Origin of the sequence: Streptomyces capitiformicae (assembly GCF_002214185.1) — a bacterium.
Taxonomy (GTDB): domain Bacteria; phylum Actinomycetota; class Actinomycetes; order Streptomycetales; family Streptomycetaceae; genus Streptomyces; species Streptomyces capitiformicae.
This window is the reverse complement of record NZ_CP022161.1, coordinates 7253826-7278982: the sequence shown is the minus strand read 5'-3', so window position 1 is coordinate 7278982 and position 25157 is coordinate 7253826. Positions and strand designations below refer to the sequence as shown.

Genomic DNA, 25157 nt, shown 5'->3' with positions numbered 1-25157 from the left:
GCCCGTTGGCCAGCAGACTGTCTCCAGGACCTGATCTTGGAGGTGGTCGTGGGACGTCGAGCGAGTGTGTTCGTCCGGCCGGTGAGCATGGAGGAGGGCCGGAGGCTGCAGCGGATCAGCAGGACGGCGAAGGACCCGGTGAGACTCCGTCGGGCGATCGTGGTGCTGATGTCCGCCCAGGGGCAGACCGTCAAGGACATCACCGGGCTGATGCAGGTCGGCGAGGACTACGTCCGCGACGTCATCCACGCCTTCAACGAGCAGGGGCTGGACGCGCTGGACCCGAAATGGAGCGGGGGACGCCCCAGGACGATCAGTGACCAGGTGCGCGAGCACATCTGCCTGATCGCCCGGACGTCCCCCGCCGACTGGAAGATCACCGCGTTCTCCGCCTGGAGCCTGAGCAAGCTCGCCGACCACCTGGTCAAGCAGAAGGTCACCGCGGCCATCAGCCGGGAGACCCTGCGCCGGATCCTCCACGCCGACAAGGTCTCCTGGAAGACCACCACCACCTGGAAGGCGTCCACCGACCCGGACTTCATCGCCAAGATGCACCGCGTCCTGGCGCTGTACGACACCCGCCCGCCGACGGACGGGCGATATGCGTCGACGAGTTCGGGCCGCTGAACCTCATGCCCCGCAAAGGGCAAGGCGTGGGGACCGCTGAGGCATCCGCACAGAGTGCGGGCCACCTGCAACCGCCACCACGGCGTGATGCACATGCTCGCCGCCCTCGACCTGGCCACCGGCAAGCTGTACTACCGCATCCGGCCACGCAAGCGCCGGCAGGAGTTCCTCGCCCTCCTGAAGTCCTTACGCGCCCGCTGGCCCGGCCAGAAGCTGTATGGGGTGCTGGACAGCTTCTCCCCGCACAAGCACGCCGAGGTCCGCACCTGGGCGGCCGACAACGACATCGCGCTGGCCTTCCTGCCGACCTACGGCTCCTGGCTGAACTGGATCGAGGCCGAGTTCGCAGCCCTGCGCTACTTCGCACTCAACGGCACCGACCACCGCAGCCACGACGAACAGAACGCCGCCATCGCCGCCTACATCCGCTGGCACAACACTCGCGCCGAACCGAAGACCAACTTCGCCCCCGACTGACCGATCCGATCATGCACTCATTACCCGGCCAAGGCTGCGTGACGAGCCACTAGATACACCCTCGTCACCGAGCCCATGATGACCATCGCCTACGAGCACGGCCACTGCCAAGCGGCGGAGGCCACCCGGGAGAGAGTCGAAGAACTGTGTGAAGCCGTGATGGAGAACGGCGTCACGCGTTACCGGGCCGCGTCCGACTTAGCAGCCTCACCATCGGCACGGGCCGCTTCCTGCGCGAGGGCTACTACCGGGACTGCCACACCAAGCGCCTGCCCGACACCGTTCTCACCGGCCCCCTGCTCGACCCCGACGCCTATCCCGCCGACCTCGACCTGGTGCTGTACCCCGGTGAGGCCCCCGGCCCGCAGATCCTGCGGCTCAGCCGGCTCGTCCCCGGCCGCACCTACGCCGTCATCGGCGACAGCCCGACCACGGCCCTCACGGCCGAGGCGCAGGGCACGGCCTCGGTCACCGTCGTCCTGGACGGCCGCACGCCGGTGCGGCTCGTACCGGACGCCTGACAGCCGGAGCGGTGGGTCAGGCCTTCGTGAGAACGGACGCAAGAATGAAGTCCACCAACGCCTCGGCGTACTCCCCGGCGTGCTTCGGCAGTTCGGCCCGCAGCCGGGCCGGCGTGGCCAGCGCATGGTTCATGGCCCCGCCGCACAGCGCGTCCAGCAGCAGGGTCACGGAGGTGTCCCTGGGCAGCTCACCACGGTCCATGCCCCGGTGGACCATGGCACGAGCGGCGAGAATCTGCGCCTCGGCCATCGCCTCGTACCGTTCGGCCAGACCCGGCGTGCGCCGGGCCTCAAGACCGAGCCGCAGGGCCGCGTCGGCATGCTCACCGGTGAACAGCTCCAGCAACTGGCGGACGAGCCGCACCAGATCCCCACGGACGGTACCGGTGTCCACGTCCTCGATCCGGCCCAGGCTCTGTGTGAGCGCGTCGGCGAGCAGCTGTTCCTTGCTGCTCCAGCGCAGATACACCGACGCCTTGCCGACCCCGGCGCGGCGGGCGACGGACTCGATGCTGAACGAGGACCAGCCCTCCTCGCCGAAGAGGGCTACGGCGGCCTCGGCAACACGGTGGTCGACCTGCGGGTCTCGGGGGCGGCCCATGGCTCTGGCGTTCTGTGTCACGCCCTCCTTCCTACAGCACGAAACCCTTGAGAGGTATTGCTGAACGATATCCGTCCGTTTTAGCGTACGTTTCAGACGCATGCCGTTCAATATGTTGCCCGGCCGGCCGAGCGCCACCATTTCAAGATCATTTGCCCGTCCCGTCATGTCCTGAGGAGCCGACGATGACCTCACCCATCACCCCGGACCGCCTGCGGTCCCTCTTCCGACCGCGGGGCGTCGCACTGGTCGGAGCCAGCGACAAGTCCCACTTCTCCCACGCCGCCTTCGGCAACCTGGTCTCCTTCGGCCACGGTGAGCGCACTCACCTGGTCAACCGGCGCGGCGTCGAGGTACACGGCCGCCCCACCGTCACCTCGTGCACCGAGATCGAGGGCCCGGTCGATGTCGCTTTCCTGATGGTTCCGCAGGCGGGCACGCTGGCGGCGATGTCGGACGCTGCCGAGGCCGGTATCCGCAACGCCGTGATCCTCTCCTCCGGCTACGGCGAGGCGGGCGCCGAGGGGCGGGCGGCCGAGGCCGAACTGGTCGCCCACGCACAGAAGCTGGGCATGCTGGTGCTCGGCCCCAACCACCTCGGGTTCGCCAACTTCATCGACCGCACCCCGGTCACCCCGGTCACCGGCCTGCCGGAGCGCGCCGGCCGTATCGCCCTGCTGTCCCAGTCCGGAGCCAGCTCCAGCGCGATGCTCGACTTCGCGACGATGAGCGGCAACGACCTCAGCTACCTGGTCACCCTCGGCAACGAGGTCATGATCACCGCCGGGCATGTGCTGGACTTCCTCGTCGACGACGAGTCCACCGACGCCGTGGCCATCTTCATGGAGAGCGTCCGAGAGCCGGACATCTTCCGGCGGGCGGCACTGCGGGCGACCGAGGCGGGCAAGGCCGTGGTCGTCCTCAAGGCCGGCTCCAGCGAACTGTCGGCGCGTACGGCCGCCGCCCACACCGGCGCGCTGGTCGGCGACGACAAAACCATCGACGCGGTCTTCAGGCAGTGCGGTGTCATCCGGGTCGACTCCATCGAAGACATGATGATCACCGCCGGCCTGGCCGCGCACACCGGCCCGTTGGCGGCCTCCGGGATCGGCGTGGTCTCCATCTCGGGCGGCGCCTGCGACATCGTCGCGGACCGGGCGGAGGAGGCGGGCATGGAGCTTCCCGCCCTGAGCCCGGACACCGAGCAGGCGCTGAAGGCGATCATGCCCGTTTACGGCACCGTGCAGAATCCCCTCGACGTCACCGGCGCCGCGATCCTCGACCCCAGCCTGTTCACCAAGGCGGTGACGGCGATGTCCGACGACTCCGCCATCGGCGCGGTGGCCGTCGTCAGCGGAGTACCCGCCTTCGGCGAGGGACCCTGGAACGGGCAGGTCTTCGCCAACGCCATCGGCGCGGGTGTCGCCCAGGCAGCCGTTCCCACCGTGCTGGTCAGCCAGGTCATGCAGCCCGTCACCGACTACACCCGCGGCTGTCTGGAGGAGGCCGGACTCTCCTACGTGGTGCCGGGGCTGAAGCAGGCGGTCACCGCGTTGTCTGGCATCGCCCGCTGGTCCCAGGTGCACCACACGCTCAACAGCGCCCGGGGCTCCGCCGCCGCCCGTGAACTGCCCGTGCCCACGCCCGAACTGCGCACCGGAACCTGGTCCGAGCACGCCGCCCGGCAACTGCTCCGGAACGCCGGCATCCCCGTCGTACCCGGGACGCTCGTGTCCTCCGCCGACGAAGCGATCGAAGCCGCCCTCGGATTCGACGCCCCCGTGGCCATGAAGATCGTCTCCCCGGACATCCTGCACAAGAGCGACGTGGGCGGCGTACGTCTGGACGTCAGCGGAGCCGACGCCGTCCGGGAAGCCTACGAGCAGGTCAGCGCCGGCGCGGCCAAGGTGCCGGGGGCACGGGTGGAGGGGGTCCTCGTGTCCCCGATGCGCTCCGGCGGTACCGAGCTGCTGATCGGCGTCGTCCGTGACCCGCAGTGGGGTCCGATGCTGGCCCTGGCCCTGGGCGGGATCTTCGTGGAGGTGCTCAAGGACTCCGCGCTCTCGCCCTTGCCCGTCACCGCGGAGGCGGCAAGGGAGATGCTGCTCGGCCTGCGCGGCGCTGCGCTGTTGCAGGGCGCACGCGGCAGCGAACCCGCCGACATCGACATGATCGCCCAAGTCGTCGCCACCGTGGGCGACTTGGCCCTCGCCCTCGGCGACGACCTCGAATCCCTGGAGATCAACCCCGTGCGCGTCGCGGGCTCGACCGTCGAGGCCCTCGACGCGCTCGTCACCTGGCGCACGGCCTGAGTGGCCCCGCGCCCGCCAAGAACCATCTGGAGCACACGACATGAACGCCCCTACGCTGACCGACCTCGACCCCAGCACCCCGGTGCTCATCGGGGTCGGCCAAGCCTCCGAACGCTCCCAGGACCCCGGCTACCAGGGCCTGTCCCCCGTCGAACTCGCCGCCGCAGCCGCCCATGAAGCCCTCGTCGACACCGGCGCCGACCTCTCGGCGCTCGCCGCGGCGATCGGCACCGTCGCCGGAGTCCGCCAGTTCGAGATCTCCACCCCGGGCGCCCCCGCCCCGCTCGGCCGCTCCGACAACTACCCCCGCTCGGTCGCCCGCCGCATCGGCGCCGAACCGGCCCGCGCCATCCTGGAGGTGGCCGGCGGCCAGGGCCCCCAGCACCTCGTCAACGAGCTCGCCGCCGCTATCGCCGACGGCCGCGAAGAGGTCGCGCTCATCTTCGGCTCCGAGGCCATCTCCACCGTGCAGCACCTGGCCAGGGCCGAGGACCGGCCCGACTTCACCGAAACGGTCGGCGGACAACTGGAGGACCGCGGCTACGGACTCAAGGGCCTGATCACCCGAGAGCAGCAACTGCACGGCCTGACCGACGCGCCCAGCCAGTACGCCCTCTTCGAGAACGCCCGCCGCGCACGCCTCGGTCTCAGCCGCCAGGAGTACGCGACGGCCATCGGGGAGCTGTTCGCCCCGTTCACAGAGGTCGCCTCCGGCAACCCGCACGCCTCGGCCCCCACCGTCCGCAGCCCCGAGGAACTGACCACCCCCACCGAGAAGAACCGGCCCATCGCCGACCCCTACACCCGTTACGTCGTCGCCCGCGACAAGGTCAACCAGGGCGCGGCCGTCCTGCTCGCCTCCGTCGCCGCCGCCCGCCGGCTTGGCGTACCCCAGGACCGGTGGATCTTCCTGCACGGTCACGCCGACCTGCGCGAGCGCGACCTGATGGACCGCGCCGACCTCGGCCGCAGCCCCGCCGCGACCGAAGCCGTACGCCACGCACTGGAGATCGCCGGTGTCTCGGTCCAGGACCTCGCCACCCTCGACCTCTACAGCTGCTTCCCCGCCCCGGTCTTCAACATCTGCGACGCCTTCGGGATCGGCGCGGACGATCCCCGCGGCCTGACTCTCACCGGCGGCCTGCCGTTCTTCGGCGGCGCGGGCAACAACTACTCCATGCACGCCATCGCCGAGACCGTCCACCGCCTACGGGCCACCCCGGGGACGTACGGTCTCGTCGGCGCGAACGGCGGCAGCATGAGCAAGTACTCCGTCGGCGTCTACTCGACCGCCCCCGCACCCTGGCGCCCCGACGACAGTGCCGTCCTCCAAGCCGACCTCGATGCCCTCCCCGCACCCGCACGCGCCACCCATGCGGACGGCTGGGCCACCGTGGAGACCTGGACCGTCACATACCGGCGCGACGGCAGCCGTACCGGCATCGTCATCGGCCGCCTCGACGACGGCCGCCGCTTCCTCGCGCAGGCAGTCGAAGGCGACAGCGACCTGCTGAACCTGCTCGCCACCGGGGATCCGGGGGGAACCCGCGTCTACGCACGCTCCTTCGGCTTCGGCAACCGCGTCGCACTGACCGACACTCGCATGGAAGAACTGCACCCGACCCGGCCGCCGGCCTTCCGCGACGCCTACGAGCACATCCTCGTCCAGCGGGACGGCCACGTCCTCGAAGTCACCATCAACCGCCCGGAGGCCCGCAACAGCCTGACCCCCGAGGCGAACGCGGAACTCGACGAGGTCTTCGACGCCTACTTCGCCGACCCCGACCTGTGGGTGGCCATCCTCACCGGAGCGGGCGACAAGTCCTTCAGCGCGGGCAACGACCTGAAGTACTCCGCCTCGGGCAAGCCCATGTGGGTCCCCAAGAACGGCTTCGCCGGGCTCACCTCCCGCCGCGACATGAACAAGCCGGTCATCGCCGCCGTCAACGGTCTCGCGATGGGCGGCGGTTGCGAGATCGCCCTCGCCTGCCACCTGGTCGTCGCCGACGAGAGTGCCCAGTTCGCGCTCAGCGAGGTCAAGGTCGGTCTGGTCGCCGGTGCGGGCGGACTGGTCCGGCTGCCCCGCGCGATCCCGCGCAAGATCGCCACCGACATGATCCTCACCGGCCGGCGGATCCCGGCCGCCGAGGCCCTCGACCTCGGTATGGTCAACCGCGTCACGGCCCCGGGCAAGGCGCTGGAAGCGGCCCGCGACCTCGCCGCCGACATTCTCGACGGCTCTCCCACCTCCGTGCGGCTCTCCCTCCAGATCATGTCGGAGACCGAGGGCATCTCCGGCACCGTCGACGCGGCCAGCCACCCGTCACCCGCGATCGACGAGCTCATGGTCAGTGAGGACATGGTCGAGGGCATCATGGCCTTCGCCACCAAGCGCCGTCCGCGCTGGAAGAACCGCTGACGACAGTGGCTCTTCTCCAAGTCATTCCGTGGTAAGTGCTCAGCGAGCCTCTTTCATCCTGTGCTGGTGGGTGAAATGGGCTGGTCAGTGGACGTGGTGACGAGGCAGGGCCCCTCGTCGTTGGCGTGGTGATTCCACTCATCACGCCGGCGACGGAAGGGGCCCTCCTGGTTCCGTATCCTGCCACGCTCGATGTCCCGTACGAGCTCGTCGAGCATGTTTCCTGGCTGTTGTACGAGCACCGACGGCAAGCGAACACACGCTGGCGCAAGCTCGCCCCGGGCGCCCAGGCAGTGATCGTGCTCGCCGTGCTCCGTCACGACCAGCGCCTGGCCGACATGGCCAGCGGCAATCACGTCTCCGCCTCTACCGTGCGCCGCTGGGTGCTGGAACAGGCCTCACCCTGCTTTCCGCCCGGGCCCCGCGGCTGGACCGGGCGCTGAAGAAGATCGCCCACAGCGGCGGAGTCGTAGTGCTGCTGGACGGCACCCTCGTGCGCACTCGCCGCCGCACCGGGGCAGACAACCGGAAGAACTTCTCCGGCAAGCACAAAGCCCATGGCCTGCTGTTTCTCGCGCTGACCGACGAGAAGGGCAACCTGATCTGGATCTCCGCGGCCAAGCCCGGCCGGTCCAGCGAGATCACCACGGCCCGCCACAACAAGATCATCAGACATCTGCGCGAGGCCGGGCTCGGGGCCCTGGCCGACCTCGGCTTCGTCGGCCTGGACGACGATCCCGATGACCCGGTGATCATCACCGGCCGCAAGGCCACCCGCAACCACCGCCTCACCGGCGCGGAGAAGGAGGCGAACCGCCTGCTCAATCGCGAACGCACCGCCGTCGAGCACGGTTTCGCGAACCTGAAGTCCTGGCGCTTCCTGACCAAGATCCGCATGAACGCCCGGCACGCCACCATCCTCCTGCGCGCCCTGCTCGTCCTCGCAAAACACCGAAGTCCACAGGTGACAGACGATCTCCCGAAGAAGATCACGTGCCTGACCGGCGCGAGTAAATCACCACAGCCTCACACCAGCTCCGTGACCAGCGGAATCAGGATGAAAACCTCTCAATGGGCTCGTCCCGTCCCCCCCACAGCCCAAACAGAGTCCGAGGCACAACATCCTTGCAATAGCTCACCTGCCCCGCACGGCAATTGACACACGCACCGCAATAGACGTGACTCATGACGACATGATCACCCGGCGCGAGTCCAGTCACCCCGGAACCAACAGCACGGACCACGCCCGCGCCCTCGTGGCCCCGCACTACCGGCAATGCAGCAGGAATCGACTGATCACGCGCACCGAGATCGGTATGACAGACACCTGTCGCACGCAGTTCGACAAGCACTTCGTCAGTACGCGGATCCTCCAACTCCAGCGACTCCTGGAGGAACGGACCATCCGGCTGACGAATCGCCCTCGCCTCAACCTGCATACCAGCCTTCTTCTTCCTTGATCTCCGAGAGCTTCCTTGATCTCCGAAGGCGCCCATGGTCGGTGGCCGAGCCTCCCCCAGACCCGCAAACGGGAGTCGTCCCGCAGTGCCCGCGGCACCAGGTGTTGGCGCAGGGGTCGCAGTGCTTCACGGCTCAGAGGCCGATCAGCCTCGCAAGCGCATCCCCGGCAACCTGCCCGACTGCGTTGGCTGTCACGGCGATTGCCACCTGGACGAACGCATCGACAACCCTCTTACGGGCAGCTAGGCCCTCCCGGTCCTGCTCAGGCTCATCTGGTTTCTCACCATCAATCGCCTGGCCGCTGGTACCGGTCGGCATATAAAGGCGGGCAATGCCGCAACATCAGCTGAACACGCGGTCGGCGGTGAGCATCCTGGGCGTCTCGGCGAGCAGGGTGCGCAGCCGATGGGCGGGCAGCGGGGCACCTGGAACCTCAGCGTTCGCTTCCTGCTGCGGCGGGCGGCCGGAGGCGACCGCCTCGGCGAGCGCGGCCAACGCCGCCTTGTAGGCGTCGAGATCGGCGACGTAGGGCGTCACGTACGGGGCGGTATCGGGCTCGAAGCGCCAGCTTTCGGAGAGGTTTCCGACGTCGACGGTGTCGAAGCCCAGTCGGTCGATCAGGGTGGCGGCGCTCGCCTTGGCCTGCAGGTCGTCACCGGCTATCGGCAGGGCGGTTCGGTCGGCGGCGCCCGCGGGGCGGGCGAGGTCCGGGATGTGCTGGATGTAGATGTTGTTGAACGCCTTGACGACCTTCGCGCCGGTCAGGTGCGCCTGAATGAGTTCGCTGGTTGTGGTCTTGCCCGAGTCGAGCTCCTCGAAGGCCCCGTCGCGGTACGGGTAGTAGTTGATCGTGTCGAGCACGACCTTGCCGGCCAGCGCGGGGGCCGGAAGATCCCGGTAGGCGACCAGCGGGATGCTCGCCACCACCCAGTCGCCTGCCCGGGCCGCCTCCTCGGGCGTCGCGGCGCGTGCACGCCCCCCGAGCTCAGCCACCTTCTGTGCCAGGCTCTGCGGCCCGCGGGAATTGGACAGGACGACGTCGATGCCCGCCGCGATCGCGAGCCGGGCGAGCGCCGTACCGATGTTGCCGCTGCCGATGATGCCGAGTGTGGCCATGAACGCGTCTCCTCATCCGGCGGACCTGCTGTCCGCCGGTGGTTCGGGTCTGAAAGGACTGGCCGAGCCGCCGGCGAGTAGATGCCGAGCTCGAAGGAAGACGAGCACGTGCAGGTCAGGGCCCGCCAGCCGTTAAGCGGATCACTCGCTCCTCTTGACTGTAACACAAGTGGAGCAACCGCTCCGCAAAAGTCCGCGCGCTGTACCCTGAAACCCGTGACCGACGTCGACCAGCCCGCATCCCCGCCGCCCGCCAGACGTGCCCGCCGAGCGGATGCCGAGCGCAACCGTCATGCGATCATCGAGGCGGCCAGCGCAGTCTTCGCCGAGCAGGGCGCCACCGTCGACGTCCGCGAGATCGCCCGGCGCAGCAGCGTCGGCATGGGCACCCTCTACCGCCACTTTCCGACCAAGGACGACCTGCTCGTGACGGTCCTGGAGCAGGAGTTCACCTCCTGGCTCACCAACGCCCTGCAGACGGCAGCCGCAACCGAAGACCCCTGGCAGGCTCTGACCGGCTTTTTCGAAGAGACCCTCACCCACCAGGCCTGCAACCGCGCTCTTGTCGAGAGTTACGCCACCCAGGACGGCCCCTCGCCCGAGTGTGCGCAACTCCGCGAATCCGTCCTCGGCGAACTCCTCGACCGCTGCCTTGACGCGGGCCTCCTGCGCTCCGACGTCACCACGGCCGACCTGGCCCTGCTCATCATGTCCCTGAGCCACGTCGTCCAGGCGACCGGTGAGAGCCACCCCGCCCAGTGGCGCCGTCTCCTGCGCATCTCCCTCGACGGACTCAGCAGCCGCAACACCGAGGCCCTGCCCGAGTCCTGACCCCACGCATGCGCTCCCGGGAACGACTGCCCGAGACCCACCGCTCGGATCACACCCCTGGAGCAGAAGTCCGTCGGGCGCAAGTGCCGGCGCACCGCAGACACAGGCCCGTCCGCCGGTCGACAGTCGCATCGCCGCAGCGGATGCGGAGCCCCCGTCCGTGGCTGGCCACACATATCCGCGGCAGGGGCCCACCACCCCCTGATACGCCAGACCCCAGGGAGCAACCGCCGCAGCGTTGACTCCTCCAGGTCGGTCGAAGCAGGATGACGACGCCGTCTTCCTCCTGCTGGTCCAAGACCCGCGGGGCGAGCGGGACGCAGGAAGACCCAGGATCCGGCAGTCCCGGTGCCCGCCGCTCGCGTCAGGGAGCTCCGCGACGCTGCCGTCCGATTCCCCGGCTGCCCTACCGGGCCGCGTCAGCGCGACCCGCGCCATGGTGATCGAGCCCAGCCCCGCCCCGGCCCTTCACTCATCGGAGTTCTCCTCCGGGCGCCGCTCCCCCGACGGCGGCTCCCAGCCGGTTGATGTCGGGGCTGTGCAGCACAGCGGGAGCGCTGCCTTGGAGGTGGACGACGGCGATCATCGCGCGGCCCAGGTGCTCGGTCGTGGTCGTGTGTGACGGTGCCAGCCGGTGCAGCAGGGGGTACAGCCACGACGTGAGCCGGTACGTCAGACGGTAGGCCGGGGTTTGAGAGACGGCGCCGTTGCGGGGCCGGATGTAAGCGGGCCGGAAGACATAGGAGTTGAACGGCATCCCCAGCAGTTCGTTCTCGGCACGCCCCAGGACCCGGGCCCACGCCGAGCGGCTCGATTCGGAGGCGCCCTCCCCCGACACGAAGGTGAAGGTCAGGGACGGGTTGGCGGCGCTCACCGCGTCGGCGGCCGCCAGCGTGTGGTCATGGGTGATCCGGGAGTACTCCTCCTCACTGCGGCCGGCCGAGGAGACACCGGCGCAGTAGAAGCAGGCGTCCAGATGCTCGAACTCGCCTCGAACGGCCATGAAATCCGTGAAATCGGTATGGACGACCTGCCGGACCTTCGGATGGTCCACGTCCAGAAGCCTGCGCACCACCAGCAGGACGGAGTCGACCTGCGGATCCAGGAGGCAGGCGCGCAGCACACCCTGGCCGATCATTCCGGACGCCCCGAAGATGACAACCCGCATGAACCGCTCCTGGTGCTAGATCAGGGCGGCGGCGAGGCGACGCCACTGCGCGCGCGAAAGAGCCGTCAGAGGAGAGGCGGCCGACTCGGCGGTGAGGACTTGCAGGGCGACATGGTCGGCACCTGCGGCCCGGTGCTCGTCGACCCGGCGCTTCACCGCCGCTTCGTCTCCCCATGCGATCACGGCGCCGAACAGACGGTCGCTCACCGTCGCCACGTCCTCTTCCGTGAATCCCTGCCGCAGGAGGCTGTTGGCGTAGTTCGGCTGGGCGACATACGACCGCAGCCAGTCGCCCCCGATCGCACGCGCTTCGTCCGCGTCCGCGGCGAGGACGACCGTCTGTTCCGGGAGTACGAGCCCTCCGTCACCCACGGCCTCGCGGGCCCGCCGCGTGTGCTCGGGGGTGACGAGGTAGGGGTGCACGCCCCGGGCCCGCTTCGCCGCCACCTCCAGCATCTTCGGGCCGAGCGCGGCGAGCACCCGGCCCTCGGACGGCACCGGCTCATCCGCCGTGTCCAGCCCGTCGAGGAACGTCGTCATCGCAGCCAGCGGCCGACGGTAGCGACCCGGTTCCAAGGAGTCGACGCGATGGGCGTGGCTCACGCCGACGCCCATCAGAAACCGGTCCCCGTGCGTGGCGGACAACGAGGCGTACGACGCGGCGGCCGCCGTCGGCGTGTGTGCCCACAAGTTCAGTACGCCGGTCGCGACCGCCATCCGGCGGGTAGCGGACAGCAGTCGGCCGACCGCGTCGAACACCTCCGGCCCGCCCGGGTCCGGCACCCACACCACGCTGAACCCCAGCTCCTCCAGCTCCGCCACCGCGTCAGCGGTCTCGGCCGGATCGCCGTAGCCCAGCCCAGCACTCCACACACCCACACCGGAGAGATTCATGCCGTCCTTTCGTCATCGGGCGCAACCCGAAGAGACGCCCACTTATAAAAAACGACCCATGGCCGTTTCCTATTCGATCGTGCAGCTGCGGGTCTGTCAATCAAGGCCCCGAGGGGACTGACCGCGGCAACCATCAGCCAGGAGGGCGGGTGCAGGGAGCGGTGCGGCGGCGGCCTCCTCCACGTCCGGCACACTGTGACGGCCCCGGGTGCGCGGGATGAGCAGCGTCGCGGCGGTGGCGGCGAGCGCGCCGCCGGCGGCGACCACGAAGGAGACCGTGTAGGCGTGGTCGGTGGGCAGTGGGCCGGCCGCCGTCACACTGCCGGCGAGGATTCCGGCGATGACCTGGCTGCCGAGCGAGGAGCCGACCGAGCGCACCAGTGCGTTCACGCCGGTCGCCTCTCCGGTCCTGGCGGCCTCCACCGAGTCGACGATCAGGTTGGGCATAGCGGCGAAGCTCAGGCCGATCCCGGCGAAGGCGAGCACGGTGAAACCGAGCACCGCGCCCTGGGAACCGTGGTTCGCTGCCAGGGCCAACAGCCCCGCGGCGCTGGCCATGCCTCCCAGAGCCAGGGGCACCTTGCTCCCGAAGCGGCTGCTCAGCAGGCCGGAGAACGGTCCTGCGACCAGCATCGTCAGGGAGCCCGGGAGCATGAGCAGTCCCGCGCGGGTCGCGTCGGCGCCGAAGCCGTAGCCGGACGACTCGGGTGTCTGCACGAGTTGGGGCACCAGCAGGAAGACACCGAACATGCCGAAGCCGACCAGCAGGGTGGCCAGATTGGTCATCAGTACGGGCCGCCGTCCGAGGACGGCCATGTCGACCAAGGGCTCGGCCGTCCGCCGCTCCACCAGCACGAACAGCGCCAGGACCGCCACGCCGAGGGCGATCAGCCCGAGGGTGCGGCCGCTTGTCCAGCCCCACTCGGTGGCCTGACTGACGGCGATCAGCGGGGCGCTGATACCCACGGCCAGCAGCAGGGTGCCCCACAGGTCGACCCGGCCCGGGGCTCGGTTCGCGGACTCCGGCAGCAGCGTCTGCGCCGCGACGGCCGCGAGGAGCGCCATCGCCGTACCGGCCCAGAAGATCCAGCGGTACGAGGCGTGGTCCACCAGCAGGCCGCCCATCAGCAAGCCGATACCGCCGCCGATGCCGGAGATGGCGGACACCAGGCCCACGGCTCCGGCACGTCGCCGTTCGGGGAAGGTGTCGCGGACCATGCCGAAGCACAGCGGGAAGATGCCGCCACCCGCGCCCATCACAACCCGCCCGGCCACAACCAGAGCCAGATCGTCCGCCAGCGCGGCCATCGCGCTGCCCGCCGCGAACAGCACCAGCGCGATCACGAGCAGCCGCCGCTTGCCGAACATGTCGCCGAGCCGCCCGATCACAGGCGTCAGGACCGCGGCCGACACCAGGTAGCCGGTGAACGTCCACGCCACGTCCTGCGTGCTGGTGTGCAGCGCGGCGGCCATGTCGCCCAGGGCCGGTGCGATGGACGTCTGCGCCAGTGAGAAGGCCATCGCCGCCAGCCCCAGAATCGCCAGGCCGCGCACCACAGATGGTCCCGACGCGGGCTGTGTCTCCTCGGTCACGTGGTTCGTTCCTTTCCTAATGACTGGTGTGCGGGTGCTTTCAGGACGCCTGATGGATGGGGCCCTCACTGACGGACAACCGTTTCCCGCTCCCGCCCCACCGCTCCGCGATGATCTCCGCCGCGATGCTCACCGCCGTCTCCTCGGGCGTACGGCCGCCCAAGTCAAGGCCCAGCGGGGAAGCCAGGCGGGACAGCTCCCCCTCGGTGAGGCCGGACTCGCGGAGGCGGGCCAGGCGGTCGGCATGCGTACGGCGGGAGCCCATCGCGCCGACGTAGGCCAGGGGGAGGCGCAGAGCGACCTCCAGGACCGGGACGTCGAACTTCGGGTCGTGGGTGAGGACGCAGACGACCGTGCGCTCGTCCACGCGTCCCGCGTCCGCCTCCGCGCGCAGATAGCGGTGGGGCCAGTCCACGACCACCTCGGCGGCTTCGGGGAACCGGCGCTCGGTGGCGAAGACAGGGCGGGCGTCGCAGACGGTCACCCGGCGGCCGAGGAACACGCCGATGCGGGCCGTGGCCGCCGCGAAGTCGGTGGCGCCGAACACGATCATGCGGGGCGGGACGGCCAGGACGGAGACGAAGAGGGTGAGGCCCTCGCCCTCGCACTCGCCCTCGGGGCCGTAGCGCAGCGTGCCGGTGCGGCCGTCGGCGAGCAGGGCACGCACGTCGGCGGCGACCGTGTCGTCGAGGCGTACCGAGCCGAGGGATCCCGCCGTACGGTCCGGCCACACCACCAGGCGGGCCAGCGGGCCGGGGCCGTTCGCGGCGACCCGGACCACCACGGCCACGGGCTCCCCGGAGCGCACGGACGCGGCCACCTCGCCGAGGTGCGGGAAGCCGGCGCGGTCGATCCGCTCCACGAGGACGTCGATGGTTCCGCCGCAGGTCAGGCCGACGGCGAACGCGTCGTCGTCGCCGACCCCGTACCGCTGGAGCGTCGGCGTGCCCGTGGTGAGGACGTCCTGGGCGGTGTCGTAGACGGCGCTCTCCACGCAGCCGCCCGAGAGGCTGCCGACCGCCGTGCCGTCGGCGCCGACCAGCATGGCGGCGCCCGGCGGGCGGGGCGCGGAGTGCCAGGTGGACACCACCGTGGCCATGGCCACCGGTTCGTCCGCCCGCCACCACCGGTCGAGGTCGTCCAGCACGTCACGCATCGGCTCACCGTCACAGACTAATGTAAGGGGCTGTTACATTGCATGTATGAGCCTCTCACATTTACCTCCGGACAGCTCCGTCGCCCCCCACCAGCAGGACTCTCCGAGCAATGCTGTGACCCTGCGGATCAACGCGAGCGAGCACCGCCTCACCCTCGACAACCGCGTCACCCTGCTCGACGCCCTGCGCGAGCGGCTCGGCCTCACCGGCACCAAGAAGGGCTGCGACCACGGTCAGTGCGGCGCCTGCACGGTCCTGGTGGACGGTGAGCGCGTGAACAGCTGTCTGACGCTGGCGGTGACCGCCGAGGGCAGGGAGATCGTCACCGTCGAGGGATTGGCGGACGGTGACAGGCTGCACCCGGTGCAGCAGGCGTTCCGCGACCACGACGGACTCCAGTGCGGCTACTGCACCCCGGGCCAGATCTGCTCCGCCGTCGGCGCGCTGGCGGAGGCCGAACGCGGCTGGCCCAGTCACGTGACCGAGGACCTCGCGGCGGACGTGGCCGCACTGGACGCCGACGAGGTCCGCGAGCGTATGAGCGGCAACCTGTGCCGGTGCGGGGCGTACGGCGGCATCGTCGCGGCCGTCCTCGAAGCCGCGGCCGAAAGCAACAGGGGGGCGGCATGAGGGAGTTCGCCTACGTGCGCGCGACGGACGCGCAGGAGGCCCAGACGCTGGTCACGGGACGGCCCGACGCGGTCTACCTGGGCGGTGGCACCAACCTGGTGGATCTGATGAAGCTCGGTGTGACGAGCCCCGGCCTCCTGGTGGACGTCTCGCGGCTGCCGTACGACCGGATCGAGCACCGTGCCGACGGGTCCGTGCTGATCGGCGCGGCGGTGCGCAACGCCCCGCTGGCCGGGGACCCCGGCATCCGTCGCCGCTTCCCGCTGATCGCCGGGGCGCTGCTCGCGGGGGCGTCCGGGCAGGTGCGCTCGGCCGCCACCATCGGCGGCAACCTGCTCCAGCGCACCCGCTGCGGCTACTTCCACGACGTCACCAAGCCCTGCAACAAGCGCTCTCCCGGCTCCGGCTGCCCGGCCGTCCGGGGCGCGCACCGGGAGCTGGCCGTGCTCGGCACCTCGGACCACTGCGTGGCCACCCACCCCTCCGACCTGGCCGTCGGCCTGGTGGCGCTGGACGCGACGGTGCGGGTGCGCTCCGCCGACGGCGGCGCGTACGCGGTGCCGGTCGAGAATCTGTACCTACTGCCCGGCTCCACGCCGCACCGGGAGACCCAGCTCGCGCCCGGCGATCTGATCACCGGTGTGGAGGTGCCGCCGCCCCCGCCCGGGGCCGCGATGCGCTACCGGAAGGTGCGCGACCGCACGTCGTACGCGTTCGCGCTGGTCAGCGCCGCCGTCTCGGTGTCCGTCGGCGACGACGGCGCGCTGCGGGACATCCGTATCGCGCTGGGCGGCGTCGCCCCGCGGCCGTGGCGGGCACGGAACGCCGAGGAGCGCCTTCGCGGGCGGCGGCCCGACGACTCCGCGGTGCGCGCGGCGATGGACGCCGAACTCGCCGGGGCACGCCCGCTGCCCGACAACGCGTTCAAGCTCGACCTGGCCCGCGACCTGATCACCGCGTGCGTCCGGGACCTGGCCGCGGAACCGACCGGAACCGGTGAGCGGCGATGACCACAGCCGAACGGAGTCAACACCCCACTGTCGGCGCCCCGGTGGTGCGTGCCGACAGCCTGGACAAGGTCACCGGCAGCGCCCGGTACGCCTACGAGTACCCGGTACCGGACGTCGCCTACGTCTGGCCGGTCGGCGCGACCATCGCACGGGGCCGGGTACGGAAGGTCGATCCGTCCGCCGCGCTGGCCGTGCCCGGCGTGCTCGCGGTCCTGGACCAGGACAACACCCCCCGGCTGCGTCCGGGTGCCAGGAGCGCCTTCGTCTCCCTGGACGACCTGCAGGTTCTCCAGTCCCCCGAGGTGGCCTATCGCGGCCAGATCGTGGCGGCGGTGGTGGCCCTGTCGCTGGAAGCGGCCCGCGAGGCCGCCGCCGTGGTGCGCGTGACGTACGAGCGGCAGCCGCACGACGTGGTGCTGCGCGCCGACCACGAAGCGATACGCCAGCCGGAGACGATGGGCGTCGGTATGCCCGCCGCCGTGGCGTTCGGCGACGTGGATCAGGCGTTCGCGGGAGCGCCGGTGCGCGTCGAGGCGACCTACACCACCCCCGCCGCACACGCCAGCCCACTGGAACCGCACGCCACCATCGCCTCCTGGGACGGGGACCGGCTGACGCTGCACAACAGTGACCAGGCCCCGTACCTCAGCGCCCAGGCCATCGCCACGCTGTTCGGTCTGGAGGAGTCGGCGGTGGAGGTCGTCTCCGAGTATGTCGGCGGCGGCTTCGGCTCCAAGGCGATGCCGCGCGTCCCCACCGTCCTCGCCGCCCTCGCGGCGCGCGCCGTCGGGCGCCCGGTGAAGATCGCGCTGACCCGGCGGCAGATGGTGTCCCTGGTCCCCCACCGCTCGCCCACGATCCAGCGGCTGCGGCTCGGCGCCGACCGCGAGGGGCGGCTCGTCGCTCTCGACCATGACGCCGTCCAGCAGTGCTCGACGCTGCTGGAGTACACGGAGGAGACGGTGGCCCCCACCCCGACCCTGTACGCCGTACCCCACCTGCGCGCCACGGCCCGGGTGGCGGCGCTCGACGTGCCGCCGCCCAACTGGTTCCGCGCCCCCGGGTACACGCCGGGGATGTTCGCGCTGGAGTCGGCGATGGACGAGCTGGCCTGCGCTCTCGGCATCGACCCGATCGAGCTGCGGATCCGCAACCAGCCCAAGAGGGACGGCGCTCACGAACGCGCCGCCTGCCTGCGTGAGGGCGCCGCACGGTTCGGCTGGGACCGGCGCGACCCCTCTCCCGGTACGCGGTGGGAGGGCCGCTGGCTGGTCGGCACCGGTGTCGCCGTCTCCTACCACCCGTACGCCGCCATGCGGACCCACGCACGCGCCCGCGTCGAGCCGGACGGCACGTACCGGGTCACGGTCGGCGCCGCCGACATCGGGACGGGCGCGCGCACGGTGCTTCACCAGGTGGCCGCCGACGCGCTCGGCACGCCGCTCGACCGGGTCCGCCTCGACATCGGGCGGGCGTCGTTGGGCTTCGCCGCAGCTGCCGGAGGATCGATGGGTACCGCCTCGTGGAGCCGGGCCGTGTACAAGGCGTGCCGGTCGCTTGCGGCGGAACTCTTCGCGCACGGCGGCACGGTGCCGGACAGCGGTCTTGAGGTGCTGGCCGACACGGCCGGGGACCTGGGGGAGCACACGGCCGGACACACGCACGGGGCGCAGTTCGCGCAGGTGCGGGTGGACACCGACACCGGTGAGATCGTGCTCGACCGGCTGCTCGGGGTGTTCGCGGCCGGCCGGATCCTCAATCCGAGGACGGCACGCTCGCAGTTCCTCGGCGCGATGACGATGGGAGTGTCCATGGCCCTGCTGGAGAGCGGCGAACTCGCCCCGGACTTCGGCGACTTCGCCGAACAGGACCTCGCCGCCTACCACTTCGCGGCCAGCGCCGACATCCGCGACCTGGAGGCGGTGTGGCTGGACGAGCCGGGCGCCCCCTCCGGGCCCACCGACGTCAGAGGCATCGGCGAACTCGGGATCGTCGGCACCGCCGCGGCGATCGCCAACGCGTTCCACCACGCCACCGGGGTGCGCGTGCGTGACCTGCCGCTGCGCGTCGAACGGTCCCGGCTGGCGCTCGCGGCCGGACGCCGCGGTCCCGGCCGGCCTCGGTAAACTGCGGGAATGGCAATGACGGAGCGGGGGCGCGGGCGCGACAACTATCACCACGGCGATCTCGCCACCGCTCTGGTCCGGGCCACCCTGGAGATCGTCGACGAGGTGGGGGTGCGCCGCTTCTCCGTCATCGAGGCCGCACGCCGCACCGGGGTCAGCCCGGGAGCCCCCTACCGCCATTTCGCCGACCGGGACGCTCTGCTGGTCGCCGCCTCCCTCGACATCCAGAACAGGGTGAAGGAGCTCTTCCTGGAGGTGCTCGGCACCGCGACGACGCCGACGGAGCGGCTGGCCTCGGTCGTGGCCGCGTACGTCCGAGTCGCCGCCGACCTCCGTGGCGGGTACGAGCTGCTGACCGCTCCCTCCCTGCTGGAGGCCAACCCCGAACTGCGCGAAGGCAACCGCGCGCTGGCGGACCTGCTGCTGCCGTCCGCACGGGAGCTGGCTCCCGACGCGGAGTCCGCCCACGCCCTGCTGGACGCGACCTGCTCGCTCATGCGCGGGTACGCGGCACGGCTGCTCGACGGGGAGTTCGGCGCCTCGGAGCGGGCCGTGGAGGAGATCGCCGCCCGCGCGACGACGGCGACCCGCGCTCTGGTGGCGGGTCACCGGGACGAAACGGCCGGGCTCCCGGAGAAATGAGGGGGCCGGCGATGATGCTTCGCCCCTTGACGAGCCTCGTCCTCCGCGCCTGTTTCCGGTACTCGCCGTTCGACATCCCGCCAGGGGAGCACCGGGCCTGGTTCTCCGGCGTGAAGCGGCACATACCGGAGTGAGGAAAGACAGGTGCCGGCGCCACCGGTCGTGGGGGAGCTACTCGGCCAGCCGCTGATCAACGGTGCGCAGCGCGGCGCGCACCTCGTCGATCAGCTCGGCCCCGTCGTGGGTCTCCGAAGTGGTGCGGAAGGCGTACTGCTCCACGGCCACCCGCAGTGCGGCAGCCACCAGGGCCGCCTGTACATGGACGGAAGGCGCCTCGGAGGACTGTCCGGCGCGGCGCGCGATCTCCGCGGCGAAGACAGGCTCGGCGTCGGCGTGCACCTCCAACCAGACCCCGCGCAGGGCGGGTTCGGTCCGGGTGAGCCGGGCCAGCGTGAGCAGCATGGGCATGTCGGAGGTGACCGCGCGGCAGTGCCGGTCGAAGCCGTCGAGCAGGACGGCCATGCCCGCCCCGGCGTCCCACTCGCTCAGGGCACGCGCGATGCTGTCGATGCCTGGGGTCAGCAGGGGCTGCACACAGCGTTCCTTGGTGGGGAAATACCGCCACAGTGTCCGGACGGAAATACCGGCCGCGGTGGCGATCTCGTCCGCTGACGTGGCGTCCACGCCATGCGCGGAGAACAGGGCGACGGCCTCGCGCGCGATGTCCAGCCGAGTCTGCTCCTTGCGTCGTTCGGTCAGACGCGGCCGACCCATCCGCGCGCCGGCACGCGCTACGGCTGAGTGCTCGTCGGCCATCTCTTCTCCTGTCGTTCGTCCGTCACCCGTCGCTGTCACTCTACTTTATGACGCTGGATGCCAATGTGGCGCTGAGTGCCATAAAGTCGTACGGTGAGGGGAACGCGATACCGCGCATCTCGAAGGAGACAGCTATGAGCATGAGTGGACTGAAGAACAACAGCGTCATCGTCACCGGTGCCGCCTCCGGCATCGGGCGTGCCACCGCCCTGCGGTTTGCCCGCGAGAAGGCCAAGGTCGTGGCCGCCGATCTCAACGACGAGGGCGTCAAGACGGTCGTCGAGGAGATCCGGGCCGCGGGCGGGGCCGCGGAGGCCGTCAGCGGCGACCTGAGCGACCCCGCCGTGATCGAACGCGTGGTCAGCACCGCCGTGACCGAGTTCGGCGGCGTCGACGTGCTGGCCAACATCGCCGGCATCATCGACTCGCAGTCCGCCGCCGCCGATGTGAGCGACGCGGAGTGGGAGAGGATCATACGGATCAACCTGACCGCGCCCTTCATGCTCGCCCGGGCCGTGTTGCCGCACATGCTGGCCAAGCGCAAGGGTGCGATCGTCAACACCGGGTCCACGGCGAGCCTGCGCGGGAGCGCGTCCGGCGCCGCCTACACGGTGTCCAAGCACGGCGTGATCGGGCTCACCCAGTCCCTCGCGGTCATGTACGGCGGCTCCGGAATCCGCACCAACGCCATCGCGCCGGGCCCCACGATGACGAACATCGTCGCCGACTACACCGGCGACGAGGAGGGGCACGGCCCCATGGTCCTCGCCGGGTACCGGCAGAACATCTCCCGCTACTCCGAAGCGGATGAACCGGCCGCGGCGATCGTCTTCCTGGCGTCGGACGCGGCGAGCAGCGTCAACGGTGTGGTCCTGCCGGTGGACAACGGCATAGCAGCCGCCTGAGCGGTCCTGGTGTTCACCGCGGCCCGGCAGCGCCTTGAAGGGGCGCGGGGCTGTGTCTGGTCTGCGGCTCCGCCGCGTGGGCGCGACCAGCCGGGACGGCGCCGCTTCCAGAGGAGCGCTCAGCACACTCGCCGTGGTGCATACGGGGGACGTGGCAGCGACGGCGCGAGCAGTCAGCTCTCCCGGCCGCGGATGCCGGACTGATGGACATCGCCGGACGCCAGGGCGATGGCAGAGCCGGAGCACGCAGGAGGATCACCGCTGAGGAGACGTCAGGCGACCGTGCACTGACGGGCGTTGCCGACAGGCCCCTGCCATGTCGGCGTCGCCTCCGACCAGGACCGGCTCGTCTTCGTGGCGACATCGTGCCCACCGAGCGCGACGTCGTCCCCGCCCACAGCGACCACGTCGAGGTCCGGTGTTCTCACTGAGACTGCCCCCTCACCAGACTCCCCGCATCACCTCCGGCCGCGAACCCGCAGACGCACACGGCAGGGATGCCATCGCCCCTCGGCGCTCTGCCTCAGGAGCACCGGAGTGCCCGCCGAGGCCCGGCGCATCTCGTGCCGCCCGCGGACGACGGGCGGGTCAGAAGGCGGAGGGTCCGAAGCGGCCCCAGCGACGAACACGGCGGCGCGGGACCAAGGGGCGACCCGGCACGCGCCACCTGCGACCACCTGCCCCACGACTTCGACGCCGTCACGGCCGCTGACGGCGCCGCCTGGACCGTCACCGAAAGCTTCTCCGGTTCTTGTGGCAGGGACGTCGCAAGCCTGCCGCTGCGGGACACGTGGGTGCAGAAGCTCAAGGCAGACCGCAGCGGCACCGCTGCGACGCGCCGCACGAGGGTGCCGAGCAGGATCGTCGGCTACTGCACCGGCCCAGCCACTACGCCACGCGTACCGCTCGCCGCCACCAGGTCACTGCCTCCGATGCCTCTTGCTCCTGCCCCGAGAGGGCCTCCAGGACGTGTCGCGTCTGGTTCGGCGCCGTGTGGTGGCCGGTGATTCGGTCGTCGAGTGGTGGGCTCGGCCGAATCACCCGCCAGGTGCAGCACCGCGCCTGCCACGTCAGGCTCGCCGGGAGTTCGCGTGCAGACCCCGAAACTCCGTTGCCCGCTCAGGGCGCGCGCTCCCGGGCCCGGTCGATCGCCAAAGGCGTCAGCGCAGTTCGCGGAAGGTGGAGCGGAGGTCGTGGATCCAGGCTCCGGGATTCTCCCAGGGACCGAAGTGACCGCCCGTTTCGTGCACGTTGACCGCGCGGATGTCGCCGTAGAAGCCGGTCCTGCCGACCAGCGCCGCACGCTCCTCGGGGGTGTACGTGCCGGGCGGGTGAGCCTCACCGAGCAGGATCGTGAAGCCGGCCGGTGCCTCGATGGGCGGTGTGCGGTCGTGTGCAGGCGTCCAGGGGTGGAGATTCATGTTGCGGTAGGTCCGGATGGACGAGCCGATGGCCTGGTTGGCCCAGTACAGGGTGGCGTTGGTGAGGATGTGGTCGACGGGGAAGACCTCGTCGAAGTCGGCGCGCTGGTCGCTCCATGTGCGCCACCGCTTCAGGAGCCAGGCCAGCATGCCCGCGGGAGAGTCCTGGAGGGCATGGGTGAGCGTCTGGCCGTCGAACATGTGGGTGACGACGTGCGAGACGTAGGTCTCGTGGAACTTCAGCACGTCCTGTCGCATCTGCGGCGAGAGACCGTCGGTCGTCGGATAGCCGGCGGTCACGTCCCAGAACCGGTCGCCCTGGAACATGTTCAGCGGCATCTCGTCGTACAACTGGATGCCGTACAGGGAGTCCGCGTACTTGTGACCCAGCTGGGCTCCGATCAGGCTGCCCTGGTCGGCCCCGCCCACAGCGAACTTCTGGTGGCCGAGGACGCCGGTCATCAGCTCGTGGAAGCGGTCGGCCATGCTGACGAAGTTCTCCCGCTCGTTGGTGAGCGGAGTGGAGAAGGCGTATCCCGGCAAGGAGGCCACCACGACGTCGAAGGCGTCGGCGGGGTCGCCGCCGTAGGCGGCCGGATCGGCGAGCGGGCGGATCACCTTGCTCCAGTCCCAGAACGTCCAGGGCCAGCCGTGCAGGAGCAGAAGCGGGACGGGAGCCGGTCCTTTGCCCCGTTCACGCAGGAAGTGCACGGGGGTTCCCCCGATGTCGACGCGGTGGTGGGTGTAGGTGTTCAACTCCTTCTCCACGGCACGCCAGTCGAAGTCGTCGGCCCAGTACGAGACGAGGGGGCGCAGATATGCCGTGGGAAGGCCGTAGATCTCACTCTCGTTGCCGGGGTCGGGGGCGAACCGGGTCGCCCTGAGCCTGGTCCGCAGGTCGTCCAGGACCTCCTGAGGAATGTGGATGGTGTACGGCTCAGGTCCGGTCGGCTGCGGGGCAGCGGTCATGGTCCGTCCTATCTGTTGATGTGGGTCTGAACTGGTGTGTTCGCAGGTGGTCACGGCTTGACCGGTCGCCGGGGCGACGATTCATCCCCCCCGGCGACCGGTGCGCCGAGTCGGACGGACTCGGCGACGGCTGCGGGCGCGGCCACCTACTGGCTCCTCGTGCTGGTCTCCCAGCCGCGGACCGTCTGTCCCGCCGTCAGGCGGGCAGGACCTCGTCCACCCCGAGCCGCAGCTCCGACGGGCCGCGCAGGTCGGGTGAGTCGCGGTAGGGCGGCGGGTCCTGGAGCAGGCGGGGACCGACCAGGCGCCGGCTCAGCTCCCGGACCGCGATCTGGCCCTCCATCCGGCCGAGCGGGGCACCGAAGCAGAAGTGGGTGCCGCCGGCGAAGCTGAGGTGGGCGTTGTCGGGGCGGGTGATGTCGAAGGTGTCCGGGTCGGTGAAACGGCGCGGGTCACGGTTGGCCGAGGCGAGGTTCAGGATGACCGAGGCCCCCTTGGGGATCGTCTGGTCGCCGATCCGGATGTCGGCGGTGGCGGCCCGGGGCCGCATGTGCGCGGGCGGCTCCATCCGCAAGGACTCCTCGACGGCGCCGTACGCGAGCGAGGGGTCGGCCTTCAGCCGGGCCAGCTGGTCCGGGTGGCGCAGCAGCAGAAGCATGCTGCTCGTGATGAGGTTGACGGTGGTCTCGTGGCCGGCGCCGAAGACCATGAGCGCGGTGCCGAGCAGTTCGCGGAGGTTCAGCGGGGCACCCGGGCCCTCATCGTGGATCATCCGGGACAGCATGTCGTCCCCGGGGTTCTCCCGCAGCCGCTCGACGTGCGTGCTCAGGTAGGCGATCGCCTGCTCCTGGTGGCGGCTGCGTATCTCCACCAGTTCGGCGTCGGTCGGGTCGATCATGAATTCCCGTTCGACGTCGCCGAGGAGGGGGCTGAGGATGGTCGCCCCTTCCTCCAGGGGAATGCCCATCATGTGGCAGATCACCCGGACGGGGATGGGGTGGGAGAACTCCTCGACCAGGTCGAACTCGGCCCGGCCCATCAGGTTGTCGAGGCGCTCGCGGACGAGCCGCTCCACCATCGGCCGGTAATCCTCCACACCGCCGGGGCGCGCGGGCGGGCCGAAGTGGCGCATGGTCAGCCCGCGCAGCCGGTCGTGCTCGGGGTTGTCGCGGATGATGAACGTCGGGGCCGTTCCGGGGGTCGGCACGTTGACGGTCATCCGGGTGCCGGGGGTCGCCTTGCCGACGTCCGAGGAGATGCGCGGGTCGCTCAGCAGCGCTTTCACGTCCTCGTACCGGCTGACCACATAGGTGCCGTCGTCCTGCACGGAGACCGCTTCCTTACGCAGCTCGGCGTACAGGTCCCAGGGATGGGCACGGCTGTCGGGGTGGAGGATCTGCTTGAACAGGGTGGATGCCATGAGGCCGTTCCTCACTTCCGGTATGTGCGGGTCTTCGGGGG

Annotated in this window: 24 protein-coding genes; 13 read left to right on the top strand and 11 right to left on the bottom strand. The window is 70.4% G+C overall.

From position 1 onward, the window contains the following. Positions 1-48: 48 nt before the first annotated feature. From CES90_RS32515 to CES90_RS32505, 3 genes are all read left to right on the top strand, one after another. Entirely contained in the window at positions 49-627 is a 579-nt protein-coding gene (locus CES90_RS32515) for a helix-turn-helix domain-containing protein (protein ID WP_208921475.1), read from the top strand. An 87-nt stretch (positions 628-714) separates the two neighbouring features. Next, on the top strand, positions 715-1104 hold the full coding sequence (locus CES90_RS32510) for a transposase (RefSeq protein ID WP_229914130.1): 390 nt from the start codon (positions 715-717) through the stop codon (positions 1102-1104). 335 nt (positions 1105-1439) lie between these two features. After that, positions 1440-1625 (top strand): hypothetical protein, encoded by a 186-nt coding sequence (locus CES90_RS32505; protein ID WP_189785665.1) that lies wholly within the window; start codon positions 1440-1442, stop codon positions 1623-1625. A gap of 16 nt (positions 1626-1641) precedes the next feature. Here the strand turns inward: CES90_RS32505 and CES90_RS32500 are convergent, their stop codons facing one another. Next, positions 1642-2247, bottom strand: a complete 606-nt coding sequence (locus tag CES90_RS32500) for a TetR/AcrR family transcriptional regulator (RefSeq protein WP_208921474.1) — start codon at positions 2245-2247, stop codon at positions 1642-1644. 164 nt (positions 2248-2411) lie between these two features. Here CES90_RS32500 and CES90_RS32495 point away from each other — a divergent pair, with 164 nt between their 5' ends. From CES90_RS32495 to CES90_RS32480, 4 genes are all read left to right on the top strand, one after another. Further along, positions 2412-4538: an acetate--CoA ligase family protein gene (locus tag CES90_RS32495; RefSeq protein WP_189785666.1), complete on the top strand. Its 2127-nt coding sequence runs from the start codon at positions 2412-2414 to the stop codon at positions 4536-4538. A gap of 40 nt (positions 4539-4578) precedes the next feature. Further along, a complete protein-coding gene (locus tag CES90_RS32490; protein WP_189785667.1) occupies positions 4579-6957 on the top strand; it encodes an acetyl-CoA acetyltransferase in 2379 nt (792 codons plus the stop codon). 125 nt (positions 6958-7082) lie between these two features. Then, entirely contained in the window at positions 7083-7400 is a 318-nt protein-coding gene (locus tag CES90_RS32485) for a hypothetical protein (protein WP_189785668.1), read from the top strand. Between the two features lie 29 nt (positions 7401-7429). Beyond that, positions 7430-8116 carry a transposase family protein gene (locus CES90_RS32480; protein WP_229914131.1) on the top strand — a complete coding sequence of 229 codons (687 nt, stop codon included), beginning with the start codon at positions 7430-7432 and terminating at the stop codon, positions 8114-8116. Here CES90_RS32480 and CES90_RS32475 read toward each other — a convergent pair. Further along, positions 8010-8396, bottom strand: coding sequence for an alcohol dehydrogenase catalytic domain-containing protein (locus tag CES90_RS32475; protein WP_189785669.1), 387 nt, complete (start codon positions 8394-8396; stop codon positions 8010-8012). The two genes, CES90_RS32480 and CES90_RS32475, sit on opposite strands and share 107 nt — an antisense overlap. Before the next feature lie 364 nt (positions 8397-8760). Continuing rightward, the gene (locus CES90_RS32470) at positions 8761-9534 is read right to left on the bottom strand and encodes an NADPH-dependent F420 reductase (protein ID WP_189785670.1); all 774 of its coding nucleotides are present in this window, start codon (positions 9532-9534) and stop codon (positions 8761-8763) included. 216 nt (positions 9535-9750) lie between these two features. Here CES90_RS32470 and CES90_RS32465 point away from each other — a divergent pair, with 216 nt between their 5' ends. Continuing rightward, positions 9751-10365: a TetR/AcrR family transcriptional regulator gene (locus tag CES90_RS32465; protein WP_229914132.1), complete on the top strand. Its 615-nt coding sequence runs from the start codon at positions 9751-9753 to the stop codon at positions 10363-10365. Between the two features lie 472 nt (positions 10366-10837). Here the strand turns inward: CES90_RS32465 and CES90_RS32460 are convergent, their stop codons facing one another. The 4 genes from CES90_RS32460 to CES90_RS32445 all read right to left on the bottom strand — a co-directional run bounded on the left by CES90_RS32460 (position 10838) and on the right by CES90_RS32445 (position 15176). Next, positions 10838-11533, bottom strand: a complete 696-nt coding sequence (locus CES90_RS32460) for an NAD-dependent epimerase/dehydratase family protein (protein WP_189785672.1) — start codon at positions 11531-11533, stop codon at positions 10838-10840. Positions 11534-11548: 15 nt separating this feature from the next. Continuing rightward, the gene (locus tag CES90_RS32455; RefSeq protein ID WP_189785673.1) at positions 11549-12427 is read right to left on the bottom strand and encodes a TIGR03620 family F420-dependent LLM class oxidoreductase; all 879 of its coding nucleotides are present in this window, start codon (positions 12425-12427) and stop codon (positions 11549-11551) included. A gap of 96 nt (positions 12428-12523) precedes the next feature. Beyond that, positions 12524-14020 (bottom strand): MFS transporter, encoded by a 1497-nt coding sequence (locus CES90_RS32450; RefSeq protein WP_229914133.1) that lies wholly within the window; start codon positions 14018-14020, stop codon positions 12524-12526. A gap of 40 nt (positions 14021-14060) precedes the next feature. Beyond that, positions 14061-15176, bottom strand: coding sequence for an XdhC family protein (locus tag CES90_RS32445; protein WP_189785674.1), 1116 nt, complete (start codon positions 15174-15176; stop codon positions 14061-14063). Between the two features lie 46 nt (positions 15177-15222). On the opposite strand from CES90_RS32445, the gene CES90_RS32440 reads away from it, so the two are divergent. From CES90_RS32440 to CES90_RS32425, 4 genes are read left to right on the top strand one after another with little or no spacing between them, the layout of a single operon-like run. Next, positions 15223-15807, top strand: coding sequence for a (2Fe-2S)-binding protein (locus tag CES90_RS32440; RefSeq protein WP_189785675.1), 585 nt, complete (start codon positions 15223-15225; stop codon positions 15805-15807). Continuing rightward, positions 15804-16817, top strand: coding sequence for an FAD binding domain-containing protein (locus tag CES90_RS32435; RefSeq protein ID WP_189785676.1), 1014 nt, complete (start codon positions 15804-15806; stop codon positions 16815-16817). The genes CES90_RS32440 and CES90_RS32435 overlap by 4 nt, the downstream gene beginning before the upstream one ends. Then, positions 16814-18943 (top strand): xanthine dehydrogenase family protein molybdopterin-binding subunit, encoded by a 2130-nt coding sequence (locus tag CES90_RS32430; RefSeq protein WP_189785677.1) that lies wholly within the window; start codon positions 16814-16816, stop codon positions 18941-18943. Before CES90_RS32435 ends, CES90_RS32430 begins: the two co-directional genes overlap by 4 nt. A gap of 9 nt (positions 18944-18952) precedes the next feature. Next, positions 18953-19585 (top strand): TetR/AcrR family transcriptional regulator, encoded by a 633-nt coding sequence (locus CES90_RS32425; protein ID WP_189785678.1) that lies wholly within the window; start codon positions 18953-18955, stop codon positions 19583-19585. 171 nt (positions 19586-19756) lie between these two features. On the opposite strand, the gene CES90_RS32420 is transcribed toward CES90_RS32425, so the two are convergent. Further along, positions 19757-20401, bottom strand: coding sequence for a TetR/AcrR family transcriptional regulator (locus CES90_RS32420; protein ID WP_189785679.1), 645 nt, complete (start codon positions 20399-20401; stop codon positions 19757-19759). A 134-nt stretch (positions 20402-20535) separates the two neighbouring features. Between CES90_RS32420 and CES90_RS32415 the strand changes: the two genes are divergently transcribed. Continuing rightward, entirely contained in the window at positions 20536-21306 is a 771-nt protein-coding gene (locus tag CES90_RS32415) for an SDR family NAD(P)-dependent oxidoreductase (RefSeq protein ID WP_189785680.1), read from the top strand. 272 nt (positions 21307-21578) lie between these two features. On the opposite strand, the gene CES90_RS32410 is transcribed toward CES90_RS32415, so the two are convergent. The 3 genes from CES90_RS32410 to CES90_RS32400 all read right to left on the bottom strand — a co-directional run bounded on the left by CES90_RS32410 (position 21579) and on the right by CES90_RS32400 (position 25116). Beyond that, entirely contained in the window at positions 21579-21734 is a 156-nt protein-coding gene (locus CES90_RS32410; RefSeq protein WP_189785681.1) for a hypothetical protein, read from the bottom strand. Between the two features lie 732 nt (positions 21735-22466). Continuing rightward, positions 22467-23696, bottom strand: a complete 1230-nt coding sequence (locus CES90_RS32405) for an epoxide hydrolase family protein (protein ID WP_189785682.1) — start codon at positions 23694-23696, stop codon at positions 22467-22469. A gap of 196 nt (positions 23697-23892) precedes the next feature. Continuing rightward, entirely contained in the window at positions 23893-25116 is a 1224-nt protein-coding gene (locus CES90_RS32400; protein WP_189785683.1) for a cytochrome P450, read from the bottom strand. Positions 25117-25157 lie beyond the last annotated feature (41 nt).